This window comes from Halopelagius longus (genome assembly GCF_900100875.1).
Lineage (GTDB): Archaea > Halobacteriota > Halobacteria > Halobacteriales > Haloferacaceae > Halopelagius > Halopelagius longus.
Map to the genome: position 1 here is coordinate 57,955 of NZ_FNKQ01000004.1, position 21,859 is coordinate 79,813.

Sequence of the window (21,859 nt, forward strand, 5' to 3'; positions counted from 1 at the left end):
TCGCGAATAGGCCGCCCATGCAAATCACGGACTACGAACTGTACGCGGTGCCGCCGCGGTGGTTACTGCTGAAACTGGAGACGGACGACGGGACAGTGGGGTGGGGAGAGCCGATAGTCCAAGGGCGGCTCGAGACGGTCCGATCGGCGGTCACCGAACTCGTCGAGGGGTACCTGTTGGGTGCGGACCCCCTTCGGACCGAGTACCACTGGCGGAAGCTCTACCAAGGCGGGTACTTTCGCGGCGGCCCCGTCCTGATGAGCGCGCTCTCCGGCATCGACCAAGCGCTGTGGGACCTCAAAGGGCGGCACTACGGCGCGCCGGTGCACGAACTGCTCGGCGGCCACGTCCGCGACCGGATGCTCGTCCACCAGTGGATCGGCGGCAGCTCCTGCGCGGGCATCGCCGAGTCGGCGTCCGAGTACGTCGAGGAGGGGTTCCGCGCGCTCAAGTTGAACCTCGTCGGGGAGTTCAGACCGTTGGAGACCCAACGCGTCGCCGACCGGGCGATAGAGCGGATAGCGGCGGTTCGAGACGCCGTCGGCGAGGACGTGTTCCTCGGCGTGGACTTCCACGGCCGCGTCTCGAAGCCCATGACCGCAGACCTCCTTAGACGGCTCGAACCGTTCGACCCCATGTTCGTCGACCAACCGCTCTCTCCGGAGCACGACGACTCCTTCGCCGAACTCGCGGCGCGCACCTCGGTTCCCGTCTCGACCGGCGAGCGACTCTACTCTCGGTACGACTTCAAGCCCCTGTTCGTCGAGGACGCCGTCTCGGTCATCCAACCGGACGTCACGCACGTCGGCGGAATCACCGAACTCCGCAAGGTAGCCTCGATGGCCGAGTCGTTCGACGTCGCGGTCGTCCCCCACTGTCCGCTCAGTCCGGTCGCCTTCGCCGCCTGCCTGCAGGTGGGGTTCTGCTCGCAGAACGTCGTCATGCAGGAACAGGATTTGGGCCTCGAAGACCCCGGGTCGAGTCCGGCGCTCGCGTACTTGGAAGACCCCGGCGTCTTCACCTTCGAGGACGGGTACGTCGAACGGCCGGAGGGGCCGGGACTCGGAATCGAGGTGGACGAATCGTACGTTCGCGAACAGGCGCAGACGCACGTCAACTGGTACAATCCGGTCTGGCACCACGAGGACGGCAGCGTCGCCGAGTGGTGACGAACGCCCGGTCACCCCCACGTTTTTGATAGTTCCACCCGTCGAAGCGGGTATGAAGGCCGCAGTTTTGGTCGAACCGAACGAGTTCGAGATTCGGCAACGCCCCGACCCCTCGCCCGGCCCCGACGACGTCCTCGTCGCGGTTCGGGACGTCGGCATCTGCGGGTCGGACGTGCACTACTACGAGCACGGGCGAATCGGCGACTACGTCGTCGAGGACCCCCTCGTCCTCGGCCACGAGAGCGCGGGCGAAGTCGTCGACGTCGGCGAGAACGTCGAGGGCCTCGCGCCCGGCGACCGGGTGGCGCTCGAACCGGGCGTCCCCTGTCGCCGGTGCGCCCACTGCAAGCGCGGGGACTACCACCTCTGCGAGGACGTCGAGTTCATGGCGACGCCGCCGCACGACGGCGCGTTCGCGGAGTACGTCTCCTGGCCCGCCGACTTCGCGTACGAACTTCCGGAGAACGTCTCGACCACCGAAGGCGCACTCTGCGAACCGCTCTCGGTGGGTATCCACGCGTGTCGCCGGGGGAACGTCGGAACCGGAGACACCGTACTCGTCGCCGGTGCGGGTCCCATCGGACTACTGACGATGGAGGCGGCGTTCGCCGCGGGCGCGACGGACGTCCTCGTCACCGACGTGGTTCCGGAGAAACTCGACTTCGCCGAGGAACGCGGCGCGGACCTGACCATCGACGTCTCGGAGACGGACGCGGCGACGGCCGTCGCGAAGTACACCGACGGCGCGGGTGCCGACGTCGTCGTCGAGGCGTCCGGGGCGGAACCGTCCATCCGTTCGACCATCGACGCCGTCCGCCGCGGCGGCACCGTCGTGTTGGTGGGCCTCGCCGACGAGGCGGAGGTTCCCTTCGACGTCCTCGACGTCATCGACAACGAACTCGACGTCCACGGGTCGTTCCGCTACAAGAACACGTACGACGCGGCTATCGGCCTCCTCGAAGACGACGCCGTGGACGTGGACGGCATCGTGGAGTTCGAGTCGTCGCTCGACGATATCGACGACGCCTTCCGCAACGCGGTGGACCCCGCCGTCGTCAAGGGGATGATAACCGTCTCCGAGTGATTCGACTCGTCGGCCGTCGGCCGCAATCGTTCCGCGGTCGGACCGCCGCTATCGTCGTCCGCGCTACCGTCGAGACGACCCCATACGACGAGCGGTCTACGGCCCGCGCGACGAACATCGCGGACTCGTTCCGCCGGTTTTACGGGAGAGGAACGGCCGTCGCGCCGGTGTGACGATACGGAACGACGGAGGCGTCCCGTTCGACGGGAGCGACCCGCGGACGAGTCGGGAGGCGGAGGCGGACTATCCTGTCTCGTCCCGACGGGTACTCGACCGGTAAGCGGCGCGGAAATCCACCGGCGGCGAGGCCGTCTCGATGTCGGCGGCCGGCGGGTTGGACGAACGGCCCGCGGACGGTCCCGTTCGCTCGGCCGGCGTTACAGTCGTCCCTCGGTCACGGATTCCGATGACGGACGGGCGTTCGGCTTCGTCGCACGGAGGAGAATCCGGCTTCCGCGGAGTCTCTCGTGCGGGACGCGGTGAGACAGTCGCTCTGACCGGCAGTGTCCGCAGTTCGAGCGACTCCGTTCCCGTGTCCTCATGGTACTGTCTCGTGCGACGACAGTAAACGGGGAGCGCGCGCCGCCTCCGACTCGGAGGGGCCTCAGACGACCGTGACGGTGTTTTCGAGGACGCCGATGTCGTCCACTTCGATGCGGACGTCGTCGCCCTCCTGCAGGGTGAAGTCGTCGCTCGGGACGAGTGCCGTGCCCGTCAGGAGAACCGCCGTCTCGGGGACGGTGTTGTGACGCGCGTAGTAGGAGACGAGTTCCTCGCAGGATTTGACCATCTCGGCGGTGGAGGCGGACTCCTCGTACAGTACCTCGCCGTCGCGTTCGATGGTCATCGTCATGCCGAGGTTCTGCGCGTCGCCGATGTCGGCGGCGGAGGTGATGCAGGGGCCGATAGAACAGCAGCGGTCGTACACCTTCGCCTGCGGGAGGTAGAGGGGGTTTTCGCCCTCGATGGACCGACTGCTCACGTCGTTGCCGACGGTGTAGCCCACGATGTCGCCGCGGTAGAGGACGACGCCCAACTCCGGTTCCGGAACGTCCCACGAGGAGTCCCCGCGGATTCCGACCGCCTCGTTCGGGCCGACGGTCCGACTCGCCGTCGCCTTGAAGAATATCTCGGGGCGCTCCCCCTCGTAGACGTCCAGATACACGTCGGGCATCCCGCTTTCGGCCTCTCGGGCCTGTTCGCTGATGTGGTACGTCACGCCCGCCGCCCACACCTCGTCCGGAACGACCGGCCGCCGGGCCCGTTCGGACAGGTCGTCCGCCGGGAACGAATCCGCCTCGTCGAGCAGTCCACGCGCGACGTCGTCGACGCTCTGATTCGTTATGTCCGCGGCCCGCGCGAGGTCGGAGAACGTCTCCACCTTCGGATTCGAACTCGTCAAGTCGAAGGCGTCGTCCTCGTCTCGTGCGACGAGTGCCGGTCGCTCCGCACCCGCTAATGCGTAGTACTGCATGCGTTCAGTTACCGGATACTGCCACATAATTGTTAGCAAATGTCGACGTATCGGCCGGTGGGGCTCGCCTCGCCGTGGGCGGGTCCGCGTTCGGACGGGAGTTAGAAGAGCACGCCGCCCGAAGTGTCGCATTTCCCGGAGTTCCAGCATCACATTCACCGAAAAATCCCTAAGGCATGCGGGCGTACGTCCCGGTGCCCATGGCAGCCACGAACTACGTAGACGGCGAGTGGACGGAGGCAGAGTCGGGAGAGACGTTCGAGGTGACCAATCCGGCGAACACCGAGGAGGTAGTCGCGGAGTACGCGATGGGGTCCACCGAAGACGCGGAGAGGGCAATCGAGGCCGCCGCCGCGGCGTCCGACGAGTGGGCCTCTACGCCCGGCCCGGAACGCGGCGCGATTCTCACGCAGGCCGCGCGGTTGCTCGAAGACCGCACGGAGGAACTGACGGAGACGCTCACCCGCGAGGAGGGGAAGACGCCCGCGGAGGCCGAACCAGAGGTCCAACGCGCCGTCGACATCTTCTACTACTACGCCCAGAAGGCGGGGGACTACGGCGGCACCGTCAAGGCCGCAAGCGGCCGCGAGTCGAACCTCTACACGCAGAAAGAGCCGTTAGGCGTCGCCGGCCTCATCACGCCGTGGAACTACCCCATCGCCATCCCGGCGTGGAAGATAGCGCCCGCCCTCGCGACGGGTAACGCGGTCGTCATCAAACCGGCGCGACTCGCCCCCGGCGTCGCCAAGGGTATCGTCGAGTGTCTCGACGAAGCGGGAATCCCCGACGGCGTCGTGAACCTCGTCATCGGGTCCGGGAGCGACGTCGGCGGCGCAATCACGGACCACGACGCCGTGGACGCCGTCTCCTTCACCGGGAGTTCCAAGGTGGGACACCACGTGTACGACGCCGCGACGGACGACCAAAAGCGCGTCCAGTGCGAGATGGGCGGGAAGAACCCGACCATCGTCTCCGACACGGCGGACGTCGACGAGGCGGTCGATATCGTCGCCTCCGGGGCGTTCGGCGTCACCGGGCAGGCGTGTACCGCCACCTCCCGCGCCATCGTCTACGACGACGTGTACGACGAGTTCGTCGACGGCGTCGTCGCCGCCGCCGAGGACATCGACGTCGGCCCGGGCCTCGACGGCCACGATATGGGGCCGCAGGTGAGCGAGAGCGAACTCGAATCGACGCTGGAGTACGTCGAAATCGGACAGGACGAAGGCGCGACCCTCGAAACCGGCGGCGAGGAGGTGGACGTCGAGGGCGCGGACGGCTACTTCGTCTCGCCCGCAGTCTTCTCCGACGTGGACGAGAACATGCGAATCGCGCAGGACGAGATATTCGGTCCCGTGCTCTCGGTCATCCGCGTCGAGAGTTACGAGGAGGCCGTCGAAGTGGCGAACGGCGTCGATTACGGCCTCGCGGCGAGCGTCGTCACGGACGACCACTCCGAGGCGAACCGCTTCGTGGACGACATCGAAGCCGGCGTCGTCAAGATAAACGAGAAGACGACGGGACTCGAACTGCACGTCCCCTTCGGCGGGATGAAGGACTCCTCCAGTAACACGTACCGCGAACAGGGCGAGGCCGCCCTCGACTTCTTCACGACGACGAAGACGGTCTACGACAACTACTGAGCCTGCGCTCTCGGACCTTATTTTTCGCGTCGGACGCGAACGGTCGCTCCGACCGCAGAACGGCGTGCGGGACGGAGGGGATGACGGCAGTGGGCTGGTTGAACTGATAGTGGCACGCGGCTCTCGGACTACGCGCGAGTCCCCTCCGACCGCGCCGCGGACTATGTCAGCAATGAACATGAATCTTCGGGCCTCCCTCTCGGAGGCGGTCGCACCGCCACTCCGTCCGTTCGGCGCACACGACGATGTCGGGCCGTCCACCACCATAGTCGGAAACACGTTCTGGGAACGTGAACAAACGTTATATATATCGGACGGTAATCGGTGTGTGTCATGGGAACTAACACCACGAACACGATCGGGGCGCTGGGAACCTCGCTTCGGATCCTCGAAGCGTTGAAGGAGAAGGGGAACGCCGGTGTGACGGAGTTAGCGAACGAACTCGGACTTCCCAAGAGCACGGTGTACAGTCACCTTCGAACGCTCCGGGAACACGAGTACGTCGATTGGCACGACGAGACGTACTGCATCGGCCTGAAGTTCCTCGACTTCGGCGAACACACGCGCGACCGGATGCGCATCTACGACGTCGCCAAACCGGAGGTGGAGTCCCTCGCCGACGAGACGGGCGAGTTGGCGAATCTGCTGGTCGAAGAGCACGGGCGGGGAGTGTACCTCCTCCGCTCGAAGGGCGACCGAGCGGTCAACCTCGACACGCACGCCGGGATGCGCGTCGGCCTCCACTGCACCTCGCTGGGGAAGGCGGTTCTGGCGCACCTCCCCGAGGAACGCGTCGACGAGATAGTCGACCGCTGGGGCCTGCCCGCGCAGACGGCCAACACCGTCTCGACGCGGGAGGAACTCGACGAGGAACTGGCGGCTATCCGCGAACGCGGGTACGCCACCGACAACGGGGAGCGACTCTCCGGGCTTCGGTGCGTCGCCGCGCCCGTCACGAACCCGGACGGACGCGCCATCGGCGCCGTGAGCGTCTCCGGGCCGACGAGTCGGATGAAGGGCGAGACGTTCGAATCGGAGATACCCGAACGCGTCCAGAGCGCTGCGAACGTCATCGAACTCAACCTCACGTACTCGTGACCGACGGCCCCCCGTCGGGCGTGCGTTTTCAATTTCTGCGACTCGTCGTTCGTCAAACTGTCACTTCCAGTTCGCCCGCCGGGCGAATCGGTCACCCCGAGCGCGTTCTGAGACCGAGAAAAAGCGGACGCCGAGACGGATTCACATCGACGGCCCGACGCGCGTGATGGCGAACTCCGTGAGGCCGTGTCGCTCCGCGCAACAGGGGTCGCCGTTCGCCACGGCGACCAGTTTCTCCAGTAGGTCGTCGGCGTCGGCGTTCGCCGCCGCCACGTCGATGTCGTCCGGTAGCGCCGCCGCCGTCCCCGGGTCGCCGGTCACCTTCACCACCGGGACGAGGGGGTGGCCGGCGAGGATGCCGTCGCCGGTGACGTGGACGACGACGTTCGCGCCCGCCGCGGCGAGTGCCGTCGTCGCTTCAGCGAACCGCGACGGCGCGTCCACGAGGGCGAGACCCTCCGAGATGCTCGCGCGTTCGCCGTACGCCAACACCTCCGACACGTCGCGCTCCCCCCACGAACGCGTCACCGCCTCGAACGACCGCTTTTGGGCGAAGCGACCGACGCGCGTCGCGCGCGGCGGGTCGCCCTCGTGCCGGGCGAGGAGTTCGTCCAGCGAGTCGCGGGCTTCGTACGCCGTCGCGTCGCGTGCGGCCTCCGGGTGGGCCAGGACGCGTTCGTTCCCGGCGACGACGACCCGACCCCCAGCGGCGACGACGGCGCGGGCCACGTCGCCGACGAGGGGGTCCCCCACGTCCACCGTCGCGGTGTCGAGGTCGCTCGAGACGATTCCGAGCGTCAGGTCCCCGATGGAGGCGTCGGAGTGAGCCTCGGAGCGCGGTTCGGCGAGTTCCGACGCCGCCTCGACGCCCCGTTCGACGCACTCGTCGGTGCCGCCGACGCCCTGTATCGACAGTTCCCGGACCGGGACGTCCCGCGACCGGAGCGCGTTCGCCACGTCGTCGCTCTGAACCTCCTCGCAGCCGAGTCCGACGACGAGTGTGCCCGCGACGTTCGGGTTCTCCGCCAGAGAGAGGAACGTCCGGCGCGTCTGCTCGTTGTCGGCCCCGAGTTGGGCGCACCCGTGGTCGTGCGGCGTCGAGACGGCGCGGTCTACGCGGGCGGCGATGCGGTCTGCGACGATGTGCGAGCAGATGACCGACGGGAGGACGAGGACGTTGTCGCGGACGCCGACGCTCCCGTCTGTTCGGAAGACGCCCTCGAACGTCCGCCCGGTGACGGACGGAGCGCTCACGCCGCCTCACCTCCGGCGTCCGCCCGGTCGCCGCGGCCGCGGGTGCTCTCGCAGTTGTGGGTGTGGACCCACTCGCCCGGGCCGATGGCCCGCGTCGCCGCGCCGATGACCTCGCCGTACTTCCGAACCTCGTCGCCGACGGCGAACGACTCCACGGCGACCTTGTGACCGAAGGGAACGTCCTCGGAGAGGGTGACGGTCCGCCCGCCGCGCTCGATTTCGGTTCCCGCGGAGAGGTCGTCCACCGCCGTTCCGACGTTGTCGGCGTCGCTCAGGAGGAGGAGGGCGTCGTCGAGGACGCGACCCTTCATGCGCCCGCCTCCGCGTCGAGTTCCCGCGGTTGAATCTCGTTGATGGCGAACTCCTCTAACCGCCGGTGCTCGGACTCGGTGCGCCGGCCGTCGGCCACCTCGACGAGCGTCTCGAAGACGCGTTCGCCGACCGAATCGACGGACTCGCCGTCGAACACCGTCCCCGCGTTCACGTCGATGTTGGTCGCCATCGTTTCCCACGTCTTCGGGTTGCCGGTCACCTTGATGACCGGCGCGACGGGGTTGCCGGTTGTGCTCCCGCGCCCGGTGGTGAACGCTATCGCCTGCGCGCCGCCGGCAACCTTGCCGACGACGCTCTCGACGTCGTATCCGGGCGTGTCCATGAGGACGAGTCCGCCGCCGACCGGCAGGTCCTCGCCGTACTCGACGATGCCGCGGACGGGCGTCGTCCCGCCCTTCGAGATTGCGCCGAGGCTCTTCTCCTCGATGGTGGTGAGGCCGCCCTCCTGATTCCCGGGCGTCGGTTGCGCGCCGCGGAGGTCAACGCCCATCAGTTCGGCCATCCCCTCGCGTTTCTCGACCCGGTCGAGGAGTTTCGCGCGCGTCTCCTCGTCCACGCACCGGTCCGCGAGAATGTGTTCGGCGCCGATGAACTCCGGCGTCTCGCTGAAGCAGGCGGTGCCGCCCGCCTCGACGAGTCGGTCGCAGGTCGCGCCGACCGCCGGGTTGGCCGCGATTCCGCTGGTCGCGTCGCTACCGCCGCACTCCACGCCGAAGACGAGTTCCGAGACGTCCGCCTCCTCGCGTCTGGCGCGTTTCGCCTCCTCGTCGAGGCGTTCGAGGCGCTCTGCGCCCTCCGCGAGGGCGGCCTCGGTGCCGCCGGCCTCGCGTATCGTGAGCGTCTCGACGGCCGCCCCGTCGGCGGCGATGCTGTCCGCGATATCGTCGGCGTCGATGTCCTCGGTGCCGAGTTCGACGACGAGGGCCGCTCCGACGTTCGGGTTCCGTCCGACGCCGGTCAACACTCGCTCGGTCTGCCGCCTCGCCGGGTCCGGTTGGCTCGTTCCGAGTTGGTGCGGCGTCGCCCGCGCCCACGCGCCGGCCTCCGCGGCCACCGCCGACGCGACGGCGGAGGCGGCGACCGACGTGGGGAGGACGGCGACGTGGTTGCGGACGCCCACTCGGCCGTCCGGCCTGCGGTAGCCGCTAAACGTGTGACCCATGGGAACGAGTGTCGATGACGAGCGTGTTAGTCTTTTCGCCGGCGGGAGACCGAGTGTTCGTTCCGCTCCCGGTTCGGTCGAAAGAATAGTTCACTCACCGACTCGGGCGGAGAGGGGGCCGGTCGCTCGCCCTCGCCGCCCGTCACTTCACCACGTCTATCTTGTCGCGGTCCAGCGACATCCACACCGCGCCGATGACGACGAACCCGAGGATTATCTCTTGGACGAACGAGCCGATGCCGTTGAGGTCCAGTCCGTTCTGGAGGACCTGGATGACCATCACGCCGATGATGGTTCGGTGGGGGCCGCCGACGCCGCCGGTCAGGGCGGTGCCGCCCATCACGATGGCGGCGATGCTGGGGAGGAGGAAGCCGTCGCCCATCGTCGCCTGCCCCGAGGAGATGCGGGCGGCCAGCAACGCCCCGGCGATGCCGCAGAGCAGCCCCGAGAGGACGAACACGCCGATTTTGTACCGGTCCACCTTCACGCCCGAGAGGTCCGCAACTTTCTCAGACTCCCCCAGCGCGTAGGTGTAGCGGCCGAACGACGTCTTCCACGCGACGAACGAGGTAATCGCGTAGATGAGCAGTCCCCAGAGGACGAGGTTCGGAACCGTCGGAATCAGTTCGCCCGTCGCTACCCACTGGGCCTGTTCGTTCCGGAACGGGATGGACGACCCGTCGGTCAGAAGCAGCGCCGACCCCTGCGCGATGGAGAGCGTTCCGAGGGTGACGAGGAACGACGGCAGTTTCAGTTTGGCGAAGATGACGCCGTTTACGGTGCCCGCCGCGACGCCGACGAGGATGCCGACCGGAATCGCCAAAATTCCGATCTGGTTGACCATCATCGCGGTGACGACGCCGGTGAGGCCCACCAACGCCGCCACCGAGAGGTCGATGCTCTGCTGTAGGATGGGGAACGTCCCCGCGAGGGCCACGAGCAGCAGAATCATGCTGTTGTTCAGGATGCCGATGAAGTTCCCGTACGTGGCGAACACGTCGCTCGTGAACGAGAACAACGCGACGAGGATGATGAGCATCGCGAAGGGCCCCAAATCGACCAGCCAATCGCGGAGGTCGCGTCTCTCGCGTAACTGTTCGAACTTCTCTCGTGCGCCGTCGCCGATAGTCGTTGACATCGTCAGATCATCTCCTGAATGATTTCCTCTTCGGTCGGTTTGTCGCCGGGCGGTGCCTCGACGACGTCTACGATACTGCCGTCTTTCATCACGAGGATGCGGTTGGCCATCCCGATGACCTCCGGGAGTTCGTCGCCGATGAACAGCATCGAGACGCCGTCGTCGGCCAACTCCCGACAGAGCCTGTACACCTCCTCCTTCGCGCCGACGTCGATGCCGCGGGTCACGTTGTCGAAGACGAGAACCGAGACGTCGCGCATCAGCCACTTCGCGAGGACGACCTTCTGTTGGTTACCGCCGCTCAGCCGTTCGACCAGTTCGTCGATGCCGGGCGTCTTGATGTTCAGTCGCTCGACGGCCCGTTCGGCCAGTTCCTCCTCGCGGTCGAAGTCGATGAGGGGGAGCGACCGACCGGCGAGCGGAACGTCGTCGCGCATCGAGGGGAGTCCGATGCTCGGCAGCGAGACGTTGAACCGGAGCGGTTGATACAGGAGCAACCCTTCCGATTTGCGCTCCTTGGGAACGTAGCCGACGCCGGAGTCGACCATCTTCGAGACGGTCGGGTTCTCGATTCGCTCGCCGCCGACGGAGACGGTGCCCGCGTCGGGCGCGCGCGCCCCGCCGAGAATCCGGCCGAGTCGGGCCTTCCCCGACCCGTCGACGCCGACGACGCCGAGGATCTCTCCCTCCCTGAGGTCGAAGGAGACGTCCGCCAGACCGTCGTCCGTCGCGAGGCCGTCCGCCGAGAGGGCCACGTCTTCGCCCGCAACCGTTCGTTGGGCGGAGACGTGGTAGTACTCCTCGGAGGCGTCCCGCCCGACCATCGCTCGCTGGAGTTCGTCTTCGGTGGTGTCCGCGGCGGCGACTTCGTCTACGACCGCGCCGTCCTTCAGGACGTAGATTCGGTCACAGACTTCGAGGACCTCGTCGAGTTCGTGCGAGACGAACACGAACGACGCCGTCTCGCGGAGTCGGTGTATCTGCTCGAAGAGGAGGTCGCGTCCTTCCTCTTCGAGGCCGGCGGTGGGTTCGTCGAGCAGGATGATGGGCCGGTCGGCGTCGCCGAGGTAGCTGAACGCCTTGGCTATCTCCAGCATCTGCCGTTCGTTGAAGTCGTAGTGGGCGACGGTGTCGGTGAGGTCGATGTCGATGCCCAACTCGTCGATGACTTCCTGTCCGGCCTCCCGCATCGCCCGCCGGTCGAGGACGCCGCCGGTGGTGAATCGGTCGAACAGGCCGAGGTACATGTTCTCGTACCCGGTGAGGTTCCCGATGACGTCCTGTTCTTGGTGGACGAGCGAGATGCCCTCGCTGGCGGCGTCGTTCGGCCCGTCTACGGTTATCGGTTCGCCGTCGAGGAACAGTTGGCCGTCGTCGGGGCGGTGGATGCCGGTGAGAATCTTCAACAGCGTGCTCTTTCCGGCGCCGTTCTCGCCGACGAGGCCGACGACCTCTCCGGTGCCGACGGTGAGGGAAACGTCGTCTAAGGCGTCCACGTGGCGGAACGACTTCGAGACGCCGTCGATGCGGAACAGTTCCTCGCCTCGGACCGCGGCCTCGGCGTCCCGAGGCGGTTGGTTTCGTTGTTTGTTCGAGGACATCTATCTCGTAGGCGTGGGGGTGTTCGTGGCGGTGACGCTCATGCGTACGGGTCCGACCACCGGTCCGCGTACGTCTGTTCTACTTCGTCGAACGCGTCGGAGTCGTCGTACTCGTCGGGGAGCGAGTAGCCGTTCGGCTTGTTCTCCTCCGTCCACAGCAGTTGGAAGAAGTCGCTCTTCCGGATGGGAACGAGCTTGTTCTGCGGGTCGAACGCGTCCTCGCCGGACTCGACCACCGACATCTTCTTCCAGTCGTACGGCGGGTCTCCGGACCCGAACACGGAGTCGAGGTACGTCTGCGGCTTCACGAAGCGGTCGTGGTCGAGCGTGTCCTTCCACTTCGAGGGGTCGTTGACGACGAGCGAACCGCCGGTGAACATCATCCGTTCGGGCGTGTCGGGTCGCCACCCGTTGTGCCAGTCGTAGGTTTTCGCTATCGCCCACCCGGCCTGCCACGCGGGGTGGGCGGTGAACGTCGCGACGATGCGACTCCCGTCTTCGGGCTGGTTTTGAATCTCCTTCGCCGTCTCTTGGGTGCCGTCGTAGCCCACTATCGGGACGTTCAGGTCGTGCTCCTGACAGACTGTCAACACCCCTTGGGCCTCGGTGTCGTTCTGCGCGTAGACGCCGTCTATCTCGTCGCCGAATCGGGAGACGAAACTCTGCATCGACTCGCGTGACTTCTGGCGGTTCCAGTCGCCCGGCAACGGGTCGCCGAGGCGTTCGACGTCGGGGTAGTCTTTCATCGCCTCCTCGACGCCCATGTTGCGCCCGTTCGCCCCGACGGTGCCCTGCATGCCCGTCACGTGGACGAAGTTCCCCTCCCCGCCCATGGCCTCGAAGAGGATGCGAGCGGTCAAACCGCCCGTCCGCACGGGTTCGGGGATGTTGTACTGGACGAAGTGCTCGCCCGCGTCGAGGGGCGTGTACCACTTGCCCATCGCCCACATCTCGACGAACGGCACGCCCTCGCCGCCGGCGGCGTCGGCCAACGACGGGACGCCCGAGTCGTCGCTCGCCGTGCCGACGACGGAGTCAGCGCCGCCCCTGACGGCCGAGTCGAACTGCGAGAGCATGTTCGAGGTGTCGGCGTCGTTCGCCTGAATGTCGTGTTCGAGTCCCCACGCGTCCGCCGCCGTTCCGTACCCCTCCGCGAACGCGCTCCAGTAGTCGTTCTCTAACGTCTCCGCCGTCGCGAACACCTTGTCGTACGAGGACCCCTCGCCGCCTTCGGTGCCGTCGCCACCGCCGGAGCCGCCGTCACCGCCGCCCGTGCACCCGGCTAACCCGCCGAGTGCGGCGACCGACGCCCCTTTTAAGTACGCTCTCCGCCCGAGAACTGATAGACTATTGTCATGGTCTACCATGCCAAAGCACTGGAAAGCCTGAGTTGTAAATCTACCGGAGATATATACGAACCTCAGATTAAACGCCGCCGCCTTCGCTCCCGAGGTAGGTTTTTACGACTGCTGGCGGAAGACCGTCGCATGCAGCCTTCGGGACTCGTCGTCGCGGACGACCTGACCGGGGCGACCGACACCGGCCACGAGTTCGCCGCCCGCGGCCTTCGAACGCTCGTCTCCGCGCGAGGGAAATCGACCGACGCGGACGCCGGGACGGACGTTCGCGTCGTGGACACGGACTCCCGGTACGCCGACCCGTCGGACGCCGCCGCGAGGGTCGAACGCGCGGTGGGCGACGACGGGTACGCGTTCGTCTACAAGAAGGTCGATTCGACGCTCAGGGGGAACCTCGTCGCCGAAGTGGACGCCGCCCTCGACGCGACCGGCGCGGATATCGCCCTCGTCGCGCCCGCCTCGCCGCGAAACGGCCGCACGACCGTCGAGGGGTTCCACCTCGTCGAGGGCGTCCCCGTCGCGGAGACGGACGCGGGGAACGACCCGGAGCGACCCGTCGAGACGTCGCACCTCCCGACGCGGTTCGCGGCGTCCACCTTCCCGGTCGTCCGACTGGCGGTGAACCGCGTCGCCGCGGGCGCGGCGACCGTCGCCGCCGACGTAGAGGCGACGGCGCGGGAGGGCCGAACGGTCGTCGTCGCCGACGCCGCCCACGAACGCCACCTCGAAGCGATAGCCGCGGGGGCGGCGCGGGCGGAGTGTGACGTCCTCTACGTCGGAAGCGCGGGACTCGCCCGGTACGTCGAGACACCGTCGCCCGCCGCCGACGGCCCGCCGTCGGTCCCGAGGCGGGAGCGGAGCGTCCTCTGCGTCGTCGGGAGCACGAACCCGGCGACGAGAGCGCAGGTTCGCGCGCTTCCCGACTCGTCGGTCGTTCCCCTCGCCCTCGAAACGGCCGTCGAGTCGCCCGAGAGGGCGAGTAAGGACGCCGCGGCGGCGTGCGCCGACCGCCTCTCGGAGTCCGGACTCGCCGCACTCGTCTCTGCCCCGGACGCCGACGCACCGAACCGCGCCGTCGAGGCGGGGCGGCGCCTCGGCGTCGACGAATCGACGGTGCGCGAACGGGTCAGCGAGTCGTTGGCGGAGGCGGTGAGGCGACTGTGGCGCGACTGCGGCGACGCCCCGGAATCGCTGTTCGTCACGGGCGGGGCAGTGGCCGCGGACGCGTTCGAGGCGGTGGACGCCGCGGGCGTCCTCCTCACCGGGGAGTCCGTCGAGGAAGGGATACCGCTCGGGCGAATCGCCGGCGGACTCGCGGACGGCACGCCGGTGGTGACGAAAGCGGGCGCGTTCGGCACGCCCGGGGCAATACGTAAGTGCGCCGCCCGTCTCGGAGGACGTGATGACTTCGAGTAAACCGCTCGTCGCCGTGACGATGGGCGACCCGGCGGGCGTCGGCGCGGAAGTCGCCGCGAAGGCGTACCCCGCGGCGGTGGAGTTCGCGCGTATCGTCGTCGTCGGCGACGCGGACGCGGTGCGGGCGGCCGTCGAGGCGTGCGACGCCGCACTCGACGTGCGCGCGGTCGACTCCGCTGCGGAGGCGAGCGACGACCCCTCGGCGCTGTCCGTCCTGGACATGGACAACGTGGACGAACTCGCCTACGGGGAGTTGCGCGCGGAGTACGGCGAGGCGAGTCTGGCGTACGTCGAACGCGCCGTCGAACTCGCCCTCGCGGGCGAGGTGGACGCCATCGCCACCGCGCCCATCAACAAGCAGGCGACGCGGATGGCGGGGAGCGACCACGCCGGCCACACGGGCCTCCTCGCGGAGCGAACCGACACGGAGAACTACTCGATGATGCTCGTAGAGGAGGACCTGCGCGTGACGCACGTGAGCACGCACGTCCCCCTCAGGGAGGCCTGTGACCTCGTGACGACGGAGAACGTCCTCGACACGATTCGGGTGACCGACGACGCCCTCCGCGAACTCGGCGTCGAGTCGCCGCGCGTCGCCGTCGCGGGGTTGAACCCCCACGCCGGGGACGGCGGACTCCTCGGCGACGAAGACGAGGCGGAGATAGCCCCGGCGGTCGAACGCGCCCGCGAGGAGGGCATCGACGCCGACGGCCCCCTCTCGCCGGACACCGTCTACGTCCGCGCGGCGCGGGGCGACTTCGACTGCGTCGTCTCGATGTACCACGACCAAGGCCACATCCCGCTGAAGATGCTCGGATTCGACGGCACCGGCGGCGTAAGCGGCGTAAACGTGACTATCGGACTCCCCATCGTCCGCACGAGCGTGGACCACGGAACCGCCTTCGACATCGCGGGCGAGGGCATCGCGAGCGAAACGAGCATGGTGGACGCCGTTCGCGTCGCGGCGACGGTGGTGGAGAACCGACGCGCGAACGGTCGGTGAAGACGCCCGGTGGGGACAGCAGATGAGGACGAGCCGTATTTTGTAGCTCGGTTACATCTACCGCAGCAAGTGTTAACACGGTAGTGACGGAAGAGGGAACCATGGCTATCGACGCGGTATCGACGTTCGAGTCGTCGCTCGCGGAGTTGGACGTGACGCTCACCCGCACCGACGCCGAGGGGTTCGCGGACGCCGTCGCCGAGGCGGTGGACGAACCCGCCGTCGGGACGCCACTCGGGTTCGACGGCGCGTCGCTGGACGAGACGCCCGTGGAGACGGAGTTGACGCCCCGTCGAATCAAGGAGGCGGAGACGGGCGTCACGCCCGTCGGGCGCGCCGTCGCGGAGTACGGGACGCTGGTCGTGGATTCGAACGCCGCCGGGAACGAACTCGTGTCGCTCTACCCGCCGACGCACGTCGGCGTCGTCCGCGAGAGCGACGTGGCGGCGGACGTCGAATCGACCGTCCCGTACCTCGCAGACCGGTTCGCGGACGGCGGGTCGTCCGTCTTCGCCACGGGCGTCAGTTCCACCGGCGACATGGGCGCGTTGGTCGAGGGCGTCCACGGGCCGCGCACCGTCCGCGTGATTCTGCTGGAGGGGCGATGAGCGCACGGAGAGAGCGTCGGCGGAAGGCCGAGCGGATTCGGCACCTGCTGAAGACGGAGGGCGACGCCATCCGCGCGAACACCACCGTCTTCAACGAGGACCGCTACGCGGTGACCGCAGACTTCGACGAGTACGAGGGCCTGCGGACCGAGGCGCGAGAAATCAAGGAGGACGCCATCGAACGCCTGCCGGAACTGGTCGAACGGGTCCGCGAGAGCGTCGAGGCCAACGGCGGGACGGTGTACGTCGCCGACGACGCCGACGACGCGAACGAGTACATCGCCGGCGTCGTAGAGGACGAAAACGCCGAGACGGTGGTCAAGAGCAAGTCGATGACCACCGAGGAGTTGGACGTGAACGAACATCTCCGGGCGCGCGGGACGGACGTCTGGGAGACCGACCTCGGGGAGTTCGTCCTGCAGGTGGCCGAGGAAGCGCCCTCGCACCTGGTCGGGCCCTCGCTCCACAAGTCGAAAGACGACGTGGCGCGCCTGTTCAACGAGGCGTTCGACCCCGAGGAACCGTTCGAGACGGCCCAGGAACTCACCGAGTTCGCCCGCGACTACCTCGGGGAACGCATCCGCGACGCCGACGTGGGGATGACCGGCGCGAACTTCGTCCTCGCCGACTCGGGCACCATCGCACTCGTGACGAACGAGGGTAACGCCCGGAAGTCGGCGGTCACCCCCGACACCCACGTCGCGGTGGCGGGCGTCGAGAAGCTGATTCCCGGCGCGGAGGAGTTACAGCCGTTCATCGAACTCATCGCGAAGGCGGCGACGGGGCAACCGATAGCGCAGTACGTGACGATGCTGACGCCGCCCGTGGAGTCGCCGACCATCGACTTCGACGCCCCGGACGAACCCCTCGGGAGCGCCGACGAACGCGACTTCCACCTCGTCCTCGTGGACAACGGGCGCACGGAGATGCGCGAGGACGACCAACTGCGGGAGACGCTGTACTGCATCCGGTGCGGGGCCTGCGCGAACTCCTGCGCGAACTTCCAGCACGTCGGCGGGCACGCCTTCGGCGGCGAGACGTACACCGGCGGCATCGCCACCGGGTGGGAGACGGGCGTCCACGGCATCGACAGCGCCGACGATTTCAACGACCTCTGCACCGGATGCACCCGGTGCGTGGACGCCTGCCCGGTGAAGATAGACGTGCCGTGGATAAACACCGTCGTCCGAGACAGGCGGAATCAGGGGGCGGACCCCTCCCAGTTCGACTTCCTCGTGGAGGGCCTCACGCCCGACGTCGAACCCGGCGGGATGAGCCTCCAGAAGCGCTTCTTCGGCAACTTCGGGACGCTCGCTAAACTGGGTTCTGCGACGGCACCGCTCTCGAACGCGATTGCGAGCCTCGGCCCCGTCCGCGCCGCGATGGACCGCTTCATCGGCGTGGACGCCCGCCGCGACTTGCCGGAGTTCCAGCGGGAGACGCTGGTCGACTGGTTCGAGTCGCGGACGCCGCGCGCGCCGAACGTAACCGCCGACCGGAAAGTCGTCCTCTACGCCGATACGTACACGAACTACATCCGCGTCGAGAGGGGAAAGGCCGCCGTCCGAACGCTGGAAGCCCTCGGCGCGCACGTCGAACTCTCGACGCCGAGAGAGAGCGGACGCGCGCCTCTCTCGCAGGGGATGATAGAGACGGCGACGGAGAACGCCCGCGCCGTCGCCGACGACGTGGACCCGTACCTCGACGCCGAGTTCGACGTGGTCGTGATCGAACCGTCGGACCTCGCCGCGTTCCGCCGCGAGTACGAGAAACTGCTCGACGAGGCGACGCACGAACGACTCGCGGAGAACGCCTACGACGTGATGGAGTACGTCTACGGCCTCCTTCGGAACGGCGCGGACGCGGACGCCCTCTCGGGGCCGACGAACCCCGTCGCCTACCACAGTCACTGCCAACAGCGAACGCTCGGCGTCGAAGCGTACACCGAGGCGGTCCTCGCCGAACTCGGCTACGACGTGATGACCTCCGACTCGGAGTGTTGCGGCATGGCCGGCAGTTTCGGCTACAAGAGCGAGTACTATGAACTGGCGATGGACGTCGGCGAGGACTTGCGCGAAGACTTCGCCGACGCGGGCGACAGAACCCTCGTCGCCAGCGGAACCTCCTGCGCAGAACAGATGAGCGCCCTGTTCGCCCGCGACGCCGTCCACCCCGTGGAACTCGTCGCCCCCGACGGATAGAACGGCACCGACACCGGTGCAACGCCGGAATCGGCGTCAATTTTTTGCTCGGCGGCGGGGTTTGGTATAGCATGCCACGAAGAGACGGCTCTCGGGCGGGGCCGACGCCAGTTCCGGAGCGTTCCGTCCTCGACGCCTGCGGCGACGCGTCGATTCCGGAGATGGGTGTCGTCGAACAGGAGTGGGAGACGGACCCGATACCGACCGACGAGGTTCGAGGACACGCCGCCGACGCCGTGGCCGCGTTGGAGTTAGCGACGGTGCCCGACGGCGGCGAGGTGGCCGTCGGCGCGGGCAGTCGCGGCATCGCGAACGTCCCCGATATCGTCGGCGGGGTGGTCGATGGCCTGCGCGAACGGGGGCACGACCCGTTCGTCTTCCCGGCGATGGGGAGTCACGGCGGGGCAACCGCCGAGGGGCAACGGCGGATGCTCGAATCCCTCGGGATGACCGAAGACACCCTCGGGTGCGAGATACGCGCGACGATGGACACCGTCGTCGTCGGGGAGACGGCGGACCGCGGCGTGGCGGTGCACGTCGACGCGAACGCCGCCGCCGCCGACGCCATCGTCCCCGTCAACCGCGTGAAGCCCCACACGGACTTCGAGGGCGAGGTGGAGTCGGGCCTCGCGAAGATGCTCGTCGTCGGCATGGGGAAGCAACGAGGCGCGAAGACGGCCCACTCGTGGGCCGCCGACTGGAGTTTCCGCGACATGCTCCCCGAAATCGCATCGCTGTTGCTCGCGGAGTTGCCCGTCGCGGGCGGCGTCGCCGTCGTCGAGGACGAACGCGACGACACCGCCGTCATCGAGGGCGTCCCGTCCTCGGAACTCCTCGATCGGGAGGCCGAACTCCTCGAACTCGCGTACGACCGCCTGCCGACGCTACCGTTCGACGAGGTGGACGTCCTCGTGGTCGACCGGATGGGGAAGGATATCTCCGGGGCGGGGTTGGACACGAACGTCATCGGCCGGCGGGTGTACGGGAACGAACCCGAACCGGAGACCCCGGACGTAAAGCGCATCTTCGTCCGCGGCCTCACCCCGGCCTCCCACGGCAACGCCACCGGCGCGGGGTCCGCCGACCTGATACACGCGGACCTCTTCGAGGAGGCGGACCTCCACGACATGCTGATGAACACGGTCACCGCCGGGACGTTGCGGAGTGCGCACGTCCCGCCGGCCGTCGAGACGGACCGTGCCGGACTCCTCGCCTGCCTCTCGACTATCGGCGTCGAGAGCCTCGACGCGCCGCGCGTCGTCCGCGTCCGCGACACGATGCGCCTCGAACGAATCGAGGCGTCGCCCGCCCTCCTCGAAGAGGCGGGCGAACGTGACGACTTACGGGTGGTTTCGGAGGCCGAACCCGTAAAGTTCGAGGGCGGCCAGTTCGCGGAGGACGTTCTCGACGCGTGAGGCGCGTCCGCCCCGCCCGTTCGCCGGGAGTGTAGTTTTTTGGCGGTTCGGCGGGAGAGAGGGGTATGGAACCGGCACTCATCCTGCCCGCAGAGCGCGACGAGCGATGGGACTTGGCGAAGCAGACGGGCGTCGAAACCGCGGTGTATCACTCATTGGAGATAGGCGACGGGTCGCGCCCGTGGCGGTACGACGAACTCCTCGAACTCGTCCAGGAATTCCGCGACTACGGCCTCGAACTCGGCGTCATCGAGGGGTGCGTCCCCATCTCCGACGCCACCCGCCTCGGACGCGAGGGACGCGACGAGGAGATAGCGCGGTTCAAGCGGTACCTCCGGAACCTCGGCGAACTCGGCGTGCCCGTCGTCGCCTACGACTGGATGGCGGGCAAGCGGTGGGCGCGCACCTCCACCGCCCTCCCCATCCGCGGTGACGCTCTCACCACGGCGTACGACGACGAACTGATGGCCGGCGCGCCCCAACAGGAGATAGCGCCGGTGGACGCCGAACAACTGTGGGACGCCCTCGAACACTTCTTGAACGAGGTGGTCCCCGTCGCCGAGGAGGCGGGCGTGAAACTCGCACTTCACCCCGACGACCCGCCCATCGACGGCATCCGCGGCGTGGACCGCATCGTCACCTCGCCGGAGAACTACGACCGGGTGATGGGGATGTACGACAGCGAGTACAACGGCATCACGTTCTGTCAGGGGAACTTCGCGGCGATGGGCGTCGATATCCCCGAAACCATCCGTCGCTTCGGCGACCGAATCAACTTCGTCCACTTCCGCGACGTGGAGGGCGACGCCCGGAAGTTCGTCGAGACGTGGCACGACGACGGCCCGACGGACATGCGCGCCTGCATCGAAGCGTACCGCGACGTCGGCTTCGAGGGGCCGGTCCGCCCGGACCACGTGCCGACGATGGCGGGCGAGGAGAACTCGAATCCGGGGTACATGACGCTCGGCCGCCTCTACGCCGTCGGCTACCTGAAGGGACTGTTGGAGGCGACGGCGTGACCGGGCAAACGTATAACCGTCAACTCTGCGAATACAGACGTGAGCGATGGGACGAATCCGACCAGACTTCGGAGACGAGACGGTAATCGTGACCGGCGGCGCGTCCGGCATCGGCCGGGAGGTATCCATGCGCTTCGGCGACGCGGGCGCGACGGTGATAGTCGCCGACTTGGACGACGAACCGAAGGACGCCGACGTGCCGACGCACGAGGCCATCCGCGATTCGGGCGGCACCGCGGAGTTCGTCGAGACGGACGTAACCGACCGGGAGCAACTCCGTTCGCTGGTCGAGGCGGCCCGCGAGTTCGGCGGCGTGGACGTGATGGTGAACAACGCGGGACTGATCATCAACGGATCGATACTCGAACTCGACCCCGAGGAGTTCGACGCGGTACACGCCGTCAACGCGAAGGGCGTCTACTTCGGGACGCAGGTGGCCGCAAACGACATGCTCGACAGGGAGGACCCCGGCGTCATCCTCAACACGGCGTCGATAAGTTCCAACACCGCGCAGTTCGAGCAAGTGCAGTACGACTCCTCGAAGGGCGCGGTGCGGATGATAACCCGCGGGGCCGCCTTGGAGTTGGCCGAACACGGCATCCGCGTCAACGCCGTCGCGCCCGGGCAAATCGCCACCGAGTTCACCGAGGGATGGTCCGAGGAGGCCCGAGAGAAGGCACAGAGCGGCGACCTGATCAAGCCGGTGCCGTTCGGACGCGCCGGGACGCCCGAGGACGTGGCGGGCGCGTACCTCTACCTCGCGAGCGACGACGCCGACTACGTGACGGGAGAACTCCTCCACGTGGACGGCGGGTGGCAGATATTCTGAGGCGTCCGTGCAGGCGCCCCCTTCCGTTCCGTGCTAACAGTTAACTCTCCCGGG

18 protein-coding genes are annotated in these 21,859 nt (G+C 67.7%); 11 read left to right on the plus strand and 7 right to left on the minus strand.

The window, feature by feature from the left end:
* Positions 1-17: 17 nt before the first annotated feature.
* The gene (dgoD, locus tag BLS11_RS15385) at positions 18-1,169 is read left to right on the plus strand and encodes a galactonate dehydratase (RefSeq protein ID WP_092538676.1); all 1,152 of its coding nucleotides are present in this window, start codon (positions 18-20) and stop codon (positions 1,167-1,169) included.
* A gap of 52 nt (positions 1,170-1,221) precedes the next feature.
* Positions 1,222-2,253 carry an NAD(P)-dependent alcohol dehydrogenase gene (locus BLS11_RS15390; RefSeq protein WP_092538677.1) on the plus strand — a complete coding sequence of 344 codons (1,032 nt, stop codon included), beginning with the start codon at positions 1,222-1,224 and terminating at the stop codon, positions 2,251-2,253.
* 604 nt (positions 2,254-2,857) lie between these two features.
* Here the strand turns inward: BLS11_RS15390 and BLS11_RS15395 are convergent.
* Complete coding sequence (locus BLS11_RS15395) at positions 2,858-3,727, minus strand: fumarylacetoacetate hydrolase family protein (RefSeq protein WP_092538678.1); 870 nt, start codon at positions 3,725-3,727, stop codon at positions 2,858-2,860.
* Positions 3,728-3,927: 200 nt separating this feature from the next.
* Here BLS11_RS15395 and xacF point away from each other — a divergent pair, with 200 nt between their 5' ends.
* Both xacF and BLS11_RS15405 read left to right on the plus strand, forming a co-directional pair.
* Complete coding sequence (gene xacF, locus BLS11_RS15400; RefSeq protein ID WP_092538874.1) at positions 3,928-5,370, plus strand: 2,5-dioxovalerate dehydrogenase; 1,443 nt, start codon at positions 3,928-3,930, stop codon at positions 5,368-5,370.
* 333 nt (positions 5,371-5,703) lie between these two features.
* Positions 5,704-6,468 (plus strand): IclR family transcriptional regulator, encoded by a 765-nt coding sequence (locus BLS11_RS15405; protein WP_092538679.1) that lies wholly within the window; start codon positions 5,704-5,706, stop codon positions 6,466-6,468.
* A 141-nt stretch (positions 6,469-6,609) separates the two neighbouring features.
* Here BLS11_RS15405 and BLS11_RS15410 read toward each other — a convergent pair whose 3' ends face one another.
* The 6 genes from BLS11_RS15410 to BLS11_RS15435 form a co-directional block, all read right to left on the minus strand.
* Positions 6,610-7,722, minus strand: coding sequence for a UxaA family hydrolase (locus tag BLS11_RS15410; protein WP_092538680.1), 1,113 nt, complete (start codon positions 7,720-7,722; stop codon positions 6,610-6,612).
* Complete coding sequence (locus tag BLS11_RS15415) at positions 7,719-8,033, minus strand: UxaA family hydrolase (protein WP_092538681.1); 315 nt, start codon at positions 8,031-8,033, stop codon at positions 7,719-7,721. The genes BLS11_RS15410 and BLS11_RS15415 overlap by 4 nt, the downstream gene beginning before the upstream one ends.
* Positions 8,030-9,217, minus strand: coding sequence for a UxaA family hydrolase (locus BLS11_RS15420; RefSeq protein ID WP_092538682.1), 1,188 nt, complete (start codon positions 9,215-9,217; stop codon positions 8,030-8,032). The genes BLS11_RS15415 and BLS11_RS15420 overlap by 4 nt, the downstream gene beginning before the upstream one ends.
* Positions 9,218-9,359: 142 nt before the next feature.
* On the minus strand, positions 9,360-10,256 hold the full coding sequence (locus tag BLS11_RS15425) for an ABC transporter permease (protein ID WP_092538875.1): 897 nt from the start codon (positions 10,254-10,256) through the stop codon (positions 9,360-9,362).
* Between the two features lie 101 nt (positions 10,257-10,357).
* Positions 10,358-11,956 (minus strand): sugar ABC transporter ATP-binding protein, encoded by a 1,599-nt coding sequence (locus BLS11_RS15430; RefSeq protein WP_092538683.1) that lies wholly within the window; start codon positions 11,954-11,956, stop codon positions 10,358-10,360.
* A gap of 38 nt (positions 11,957-11,994) precedes the next feature.
* The gene (locus BLS11_RS15435; protein ID WP_092538684.1) at positions 11,995-13,323 is read right to left on the minus strand and encodes a sugar ABC transporter substrate-binding protein; all 1,329 of its coding nucleotides are present in this window, start codon (positions 13,321-13,323) and stop codon (positions 11,995-11,997) included.
* A gap of 120 nt (positions 13,324-13,443) precedes the next feature.
* On the opposite strand from BLS11_RS15435, the gene BLS11_RS15440 reads away from it, so the two are divergent.
* The 7 genes from BLS11_RS15440 (at position 13,444) to BLS11_RS15470 (ending at position 21,805) form a co-directional block, all read left to right on the plus strand.
* On the plus strand, positions 13,444-14,730 hold the full coding sequence (locus BLS11_RS15440; protein ID WP_092538685.1) for a four-carbon acid sugar kinase family protein: 1,287 nt from the start codon (positions 13,444-13,446) through the stop codon (positions 14,728-14,730).
* On the plus strand, positions 14,717-15,733 hold the full coding sequence (gene pdxA / locus BLS11_RS15445; protein WP_394327402.1) for a 4-hydroxythreonine-4-phosphate dehydrogenase PdxA: 1,017 nt from the start codon (positions 14,717-14,719) through the stop codon (positions 15,731-15,733). The genes BLS11_RS15440 and pdxA overlap by 14 nt, the downstream gene beginning before the upstream one ends.
* Positions 15,734-15,816: 83 nt before the next feature.
* On the plus strand, positions 15,817-16,341 hold the full coding sequence (locus BLS11_RS15450; RefSeq protein WP_092538687.1) for an LUD domain-containing protein: 525 nt from the start codon (positions 15,817-15,819) through the stop codon (positions 16,339-16,341).
* Positions 16,338-18,542, plus strand: coding sequence for an LUD domain-containing protein (locus BLS11_RS15455; protein WP_092538688.1), 2,205 nt, complete (start codon positions 16,338-16,340; stop codon positions 18,540-18,542). Before BLS11_RS15450 ends, BLS11_RS15455 begins: the two co-directional genes overlap by 4 nt.
* Before the next feature lie 71 nt (positions 18,543-18,613).
* Positions 18,614-19,957, plus strand: a complete 1,344-nt coding sequence (locus tag BLS11_RS15460; RefSeq protein WP_092538689.1) for a nickel pincer cofactor-dependent isomerase, group 22 — start codon at positions 18,614-18,616, stop codon at positions 19,955-19,957.
* Positions 19,958-20,022: 65 nt separating this feature from the next.
* Entirely contained in the window at positions 20,023-20,976 is a 954-nt protein-coding gene (locus BLS11_RS15465; RefSeq protein WP_092538690.1) for a mannonate dehydratase, read from the plus strand.
* Between the two features lie 46 nt (positions 20,977-21,022).
* Positions 21,023-21,805 carry an SDR family NAD(P)-dependent oxidoreductase gene (locus BLS11_RS15470; RefSeq protein WP_092538691.1) on the plus strand — a complete coding sequence of 261 codons (783 nt, stop codon included), beginning with the start codon at positions 21,023-21,025 and terminating at the stop codon, positions 21,803-21,805.
* Positions 21,806-21,859 lie beyond the last annotated feature (54 nt).

What these genes read in the sequence shown, in the direction of transcription:
- dgoD (WP_092538676.1), top strand. Translation starts at nt 18, where the DNA reads ATGCAAATCACGGACTACGAACTGTACGCGGTGCCGCCGCGGTGGTTA.
- BLS11_RS15390 (WP_092538677.1), top strand. Translation starts at nt 1,222, where the DNA reads ATGAAGGCCGCAGTTTTGGTCGAACCGAACGAGTTCGAGATTCGGCAA.
- BLS11_RS15395 (WP_092538678.1), bottom strand. Translation starts at nt 3,727, where the DNA reads ATGCAGTACTACGCATTAGCGGGTGCGGAGCGACCGGCACTCGTCGCA.
- xacF (WP_092538874.1), top strand. Translation starts at nt 3,928, where the DNA reads ATGGCAGCCACGAACTACGTAGACGGCGAGTGGACGGAGGCAGAGTCG.
- BLS11_RS15405 (WP_092538679.1), top strand. Translation starts at nt 5,704, where the DNA reads ATGGGAACTAACACCACGAACACGATCGGGGCGCTGGGAACCTCGCTT.
- BLS11_RS15415 (WP_092538681.1), bottom strand. Translation starts at nt 8,033, where the DNA reads ATGAAGGGTCGCGTCCTCGACGACGCCCTCCTCCTCCTGAGCGACGCC.
- BLS11_RS15420 (WP_092538682.1), bottom strand. Translation starts at nt 9,217, where the DNA reads ATGGGTCACACGTTTAGCGGCTACCGCAGGCCGGACGGCCGAGTGGGC.
- BLS11_RS15425 (WP_092538875.1), bottom strand. Translation starts at nt 10,256, where the DNA reads ATGCTCATCATCCTCGTCGCGTTGTTCTCGTTCACGAGCGACGTGTTC.
- BLS11_RS15430 (WP_092538683.1), bottom strand. Translation starts at nt 11,956, where the DNA reads ATGTCCTCGAACAAACAACGAAACCAACCGCCTCGGGACGCCGAGGCC.
- BLS11_RS15435 (WP_092538684.1), bottom strand. Translation starts at nt 13,323, where the DNA reads ATGGTAGACCATGACAATAGTCTATCAGTTCTCGGGCGGAGAGCGTAC.
- BLS11_RS15440 (WP_092538685.1), top strand. Translation starts at nt 13,444, where the DNA reads ATGCAGCCTTCGGGACTCGTCGTCGCGGACGACCTGACCGGGGCGACC.
- pdxA (WP_394327402.1), top strand. Translation starts at nt 14,717, where the DNA reads ATGACTTCGAGTAAACCGCTCGTCGCCGTGACGATGGGCGACCCGGCG.
- BLS11_RS15455 (WP_092538688.1), top strand. Translation starts at nt 16,338, where the DNA reads ATGAGCGCACGGAGAGAGCGTCGGCGGAAGGCCGAGCGGATTCGGCAC.
- BLS11_RS15460 (WP_092538689.1), top strand. Translation starts at nt 18,614, where the DNA reads ATGCCACGAAGAGACGGCTCTCGGGCGGGGCCGACGCCAGTTCCGGAG.
- BLS11_RS15465 (WP_092538690.1), top strand. Translation starts at nt 20,023, where the DNA reads ATGGAACCGGCACTCATCCTGCCCGCAGAGCGCGACGAGCGATGGGAC.
- BLS11_RS15470 (WP_092538691.1), top strand. Translation starts at nt 21,023, where the DNA reads ATGGGACGAATCCGACCAGACTTCGGAGACGAGACGGTAATCGTGACC.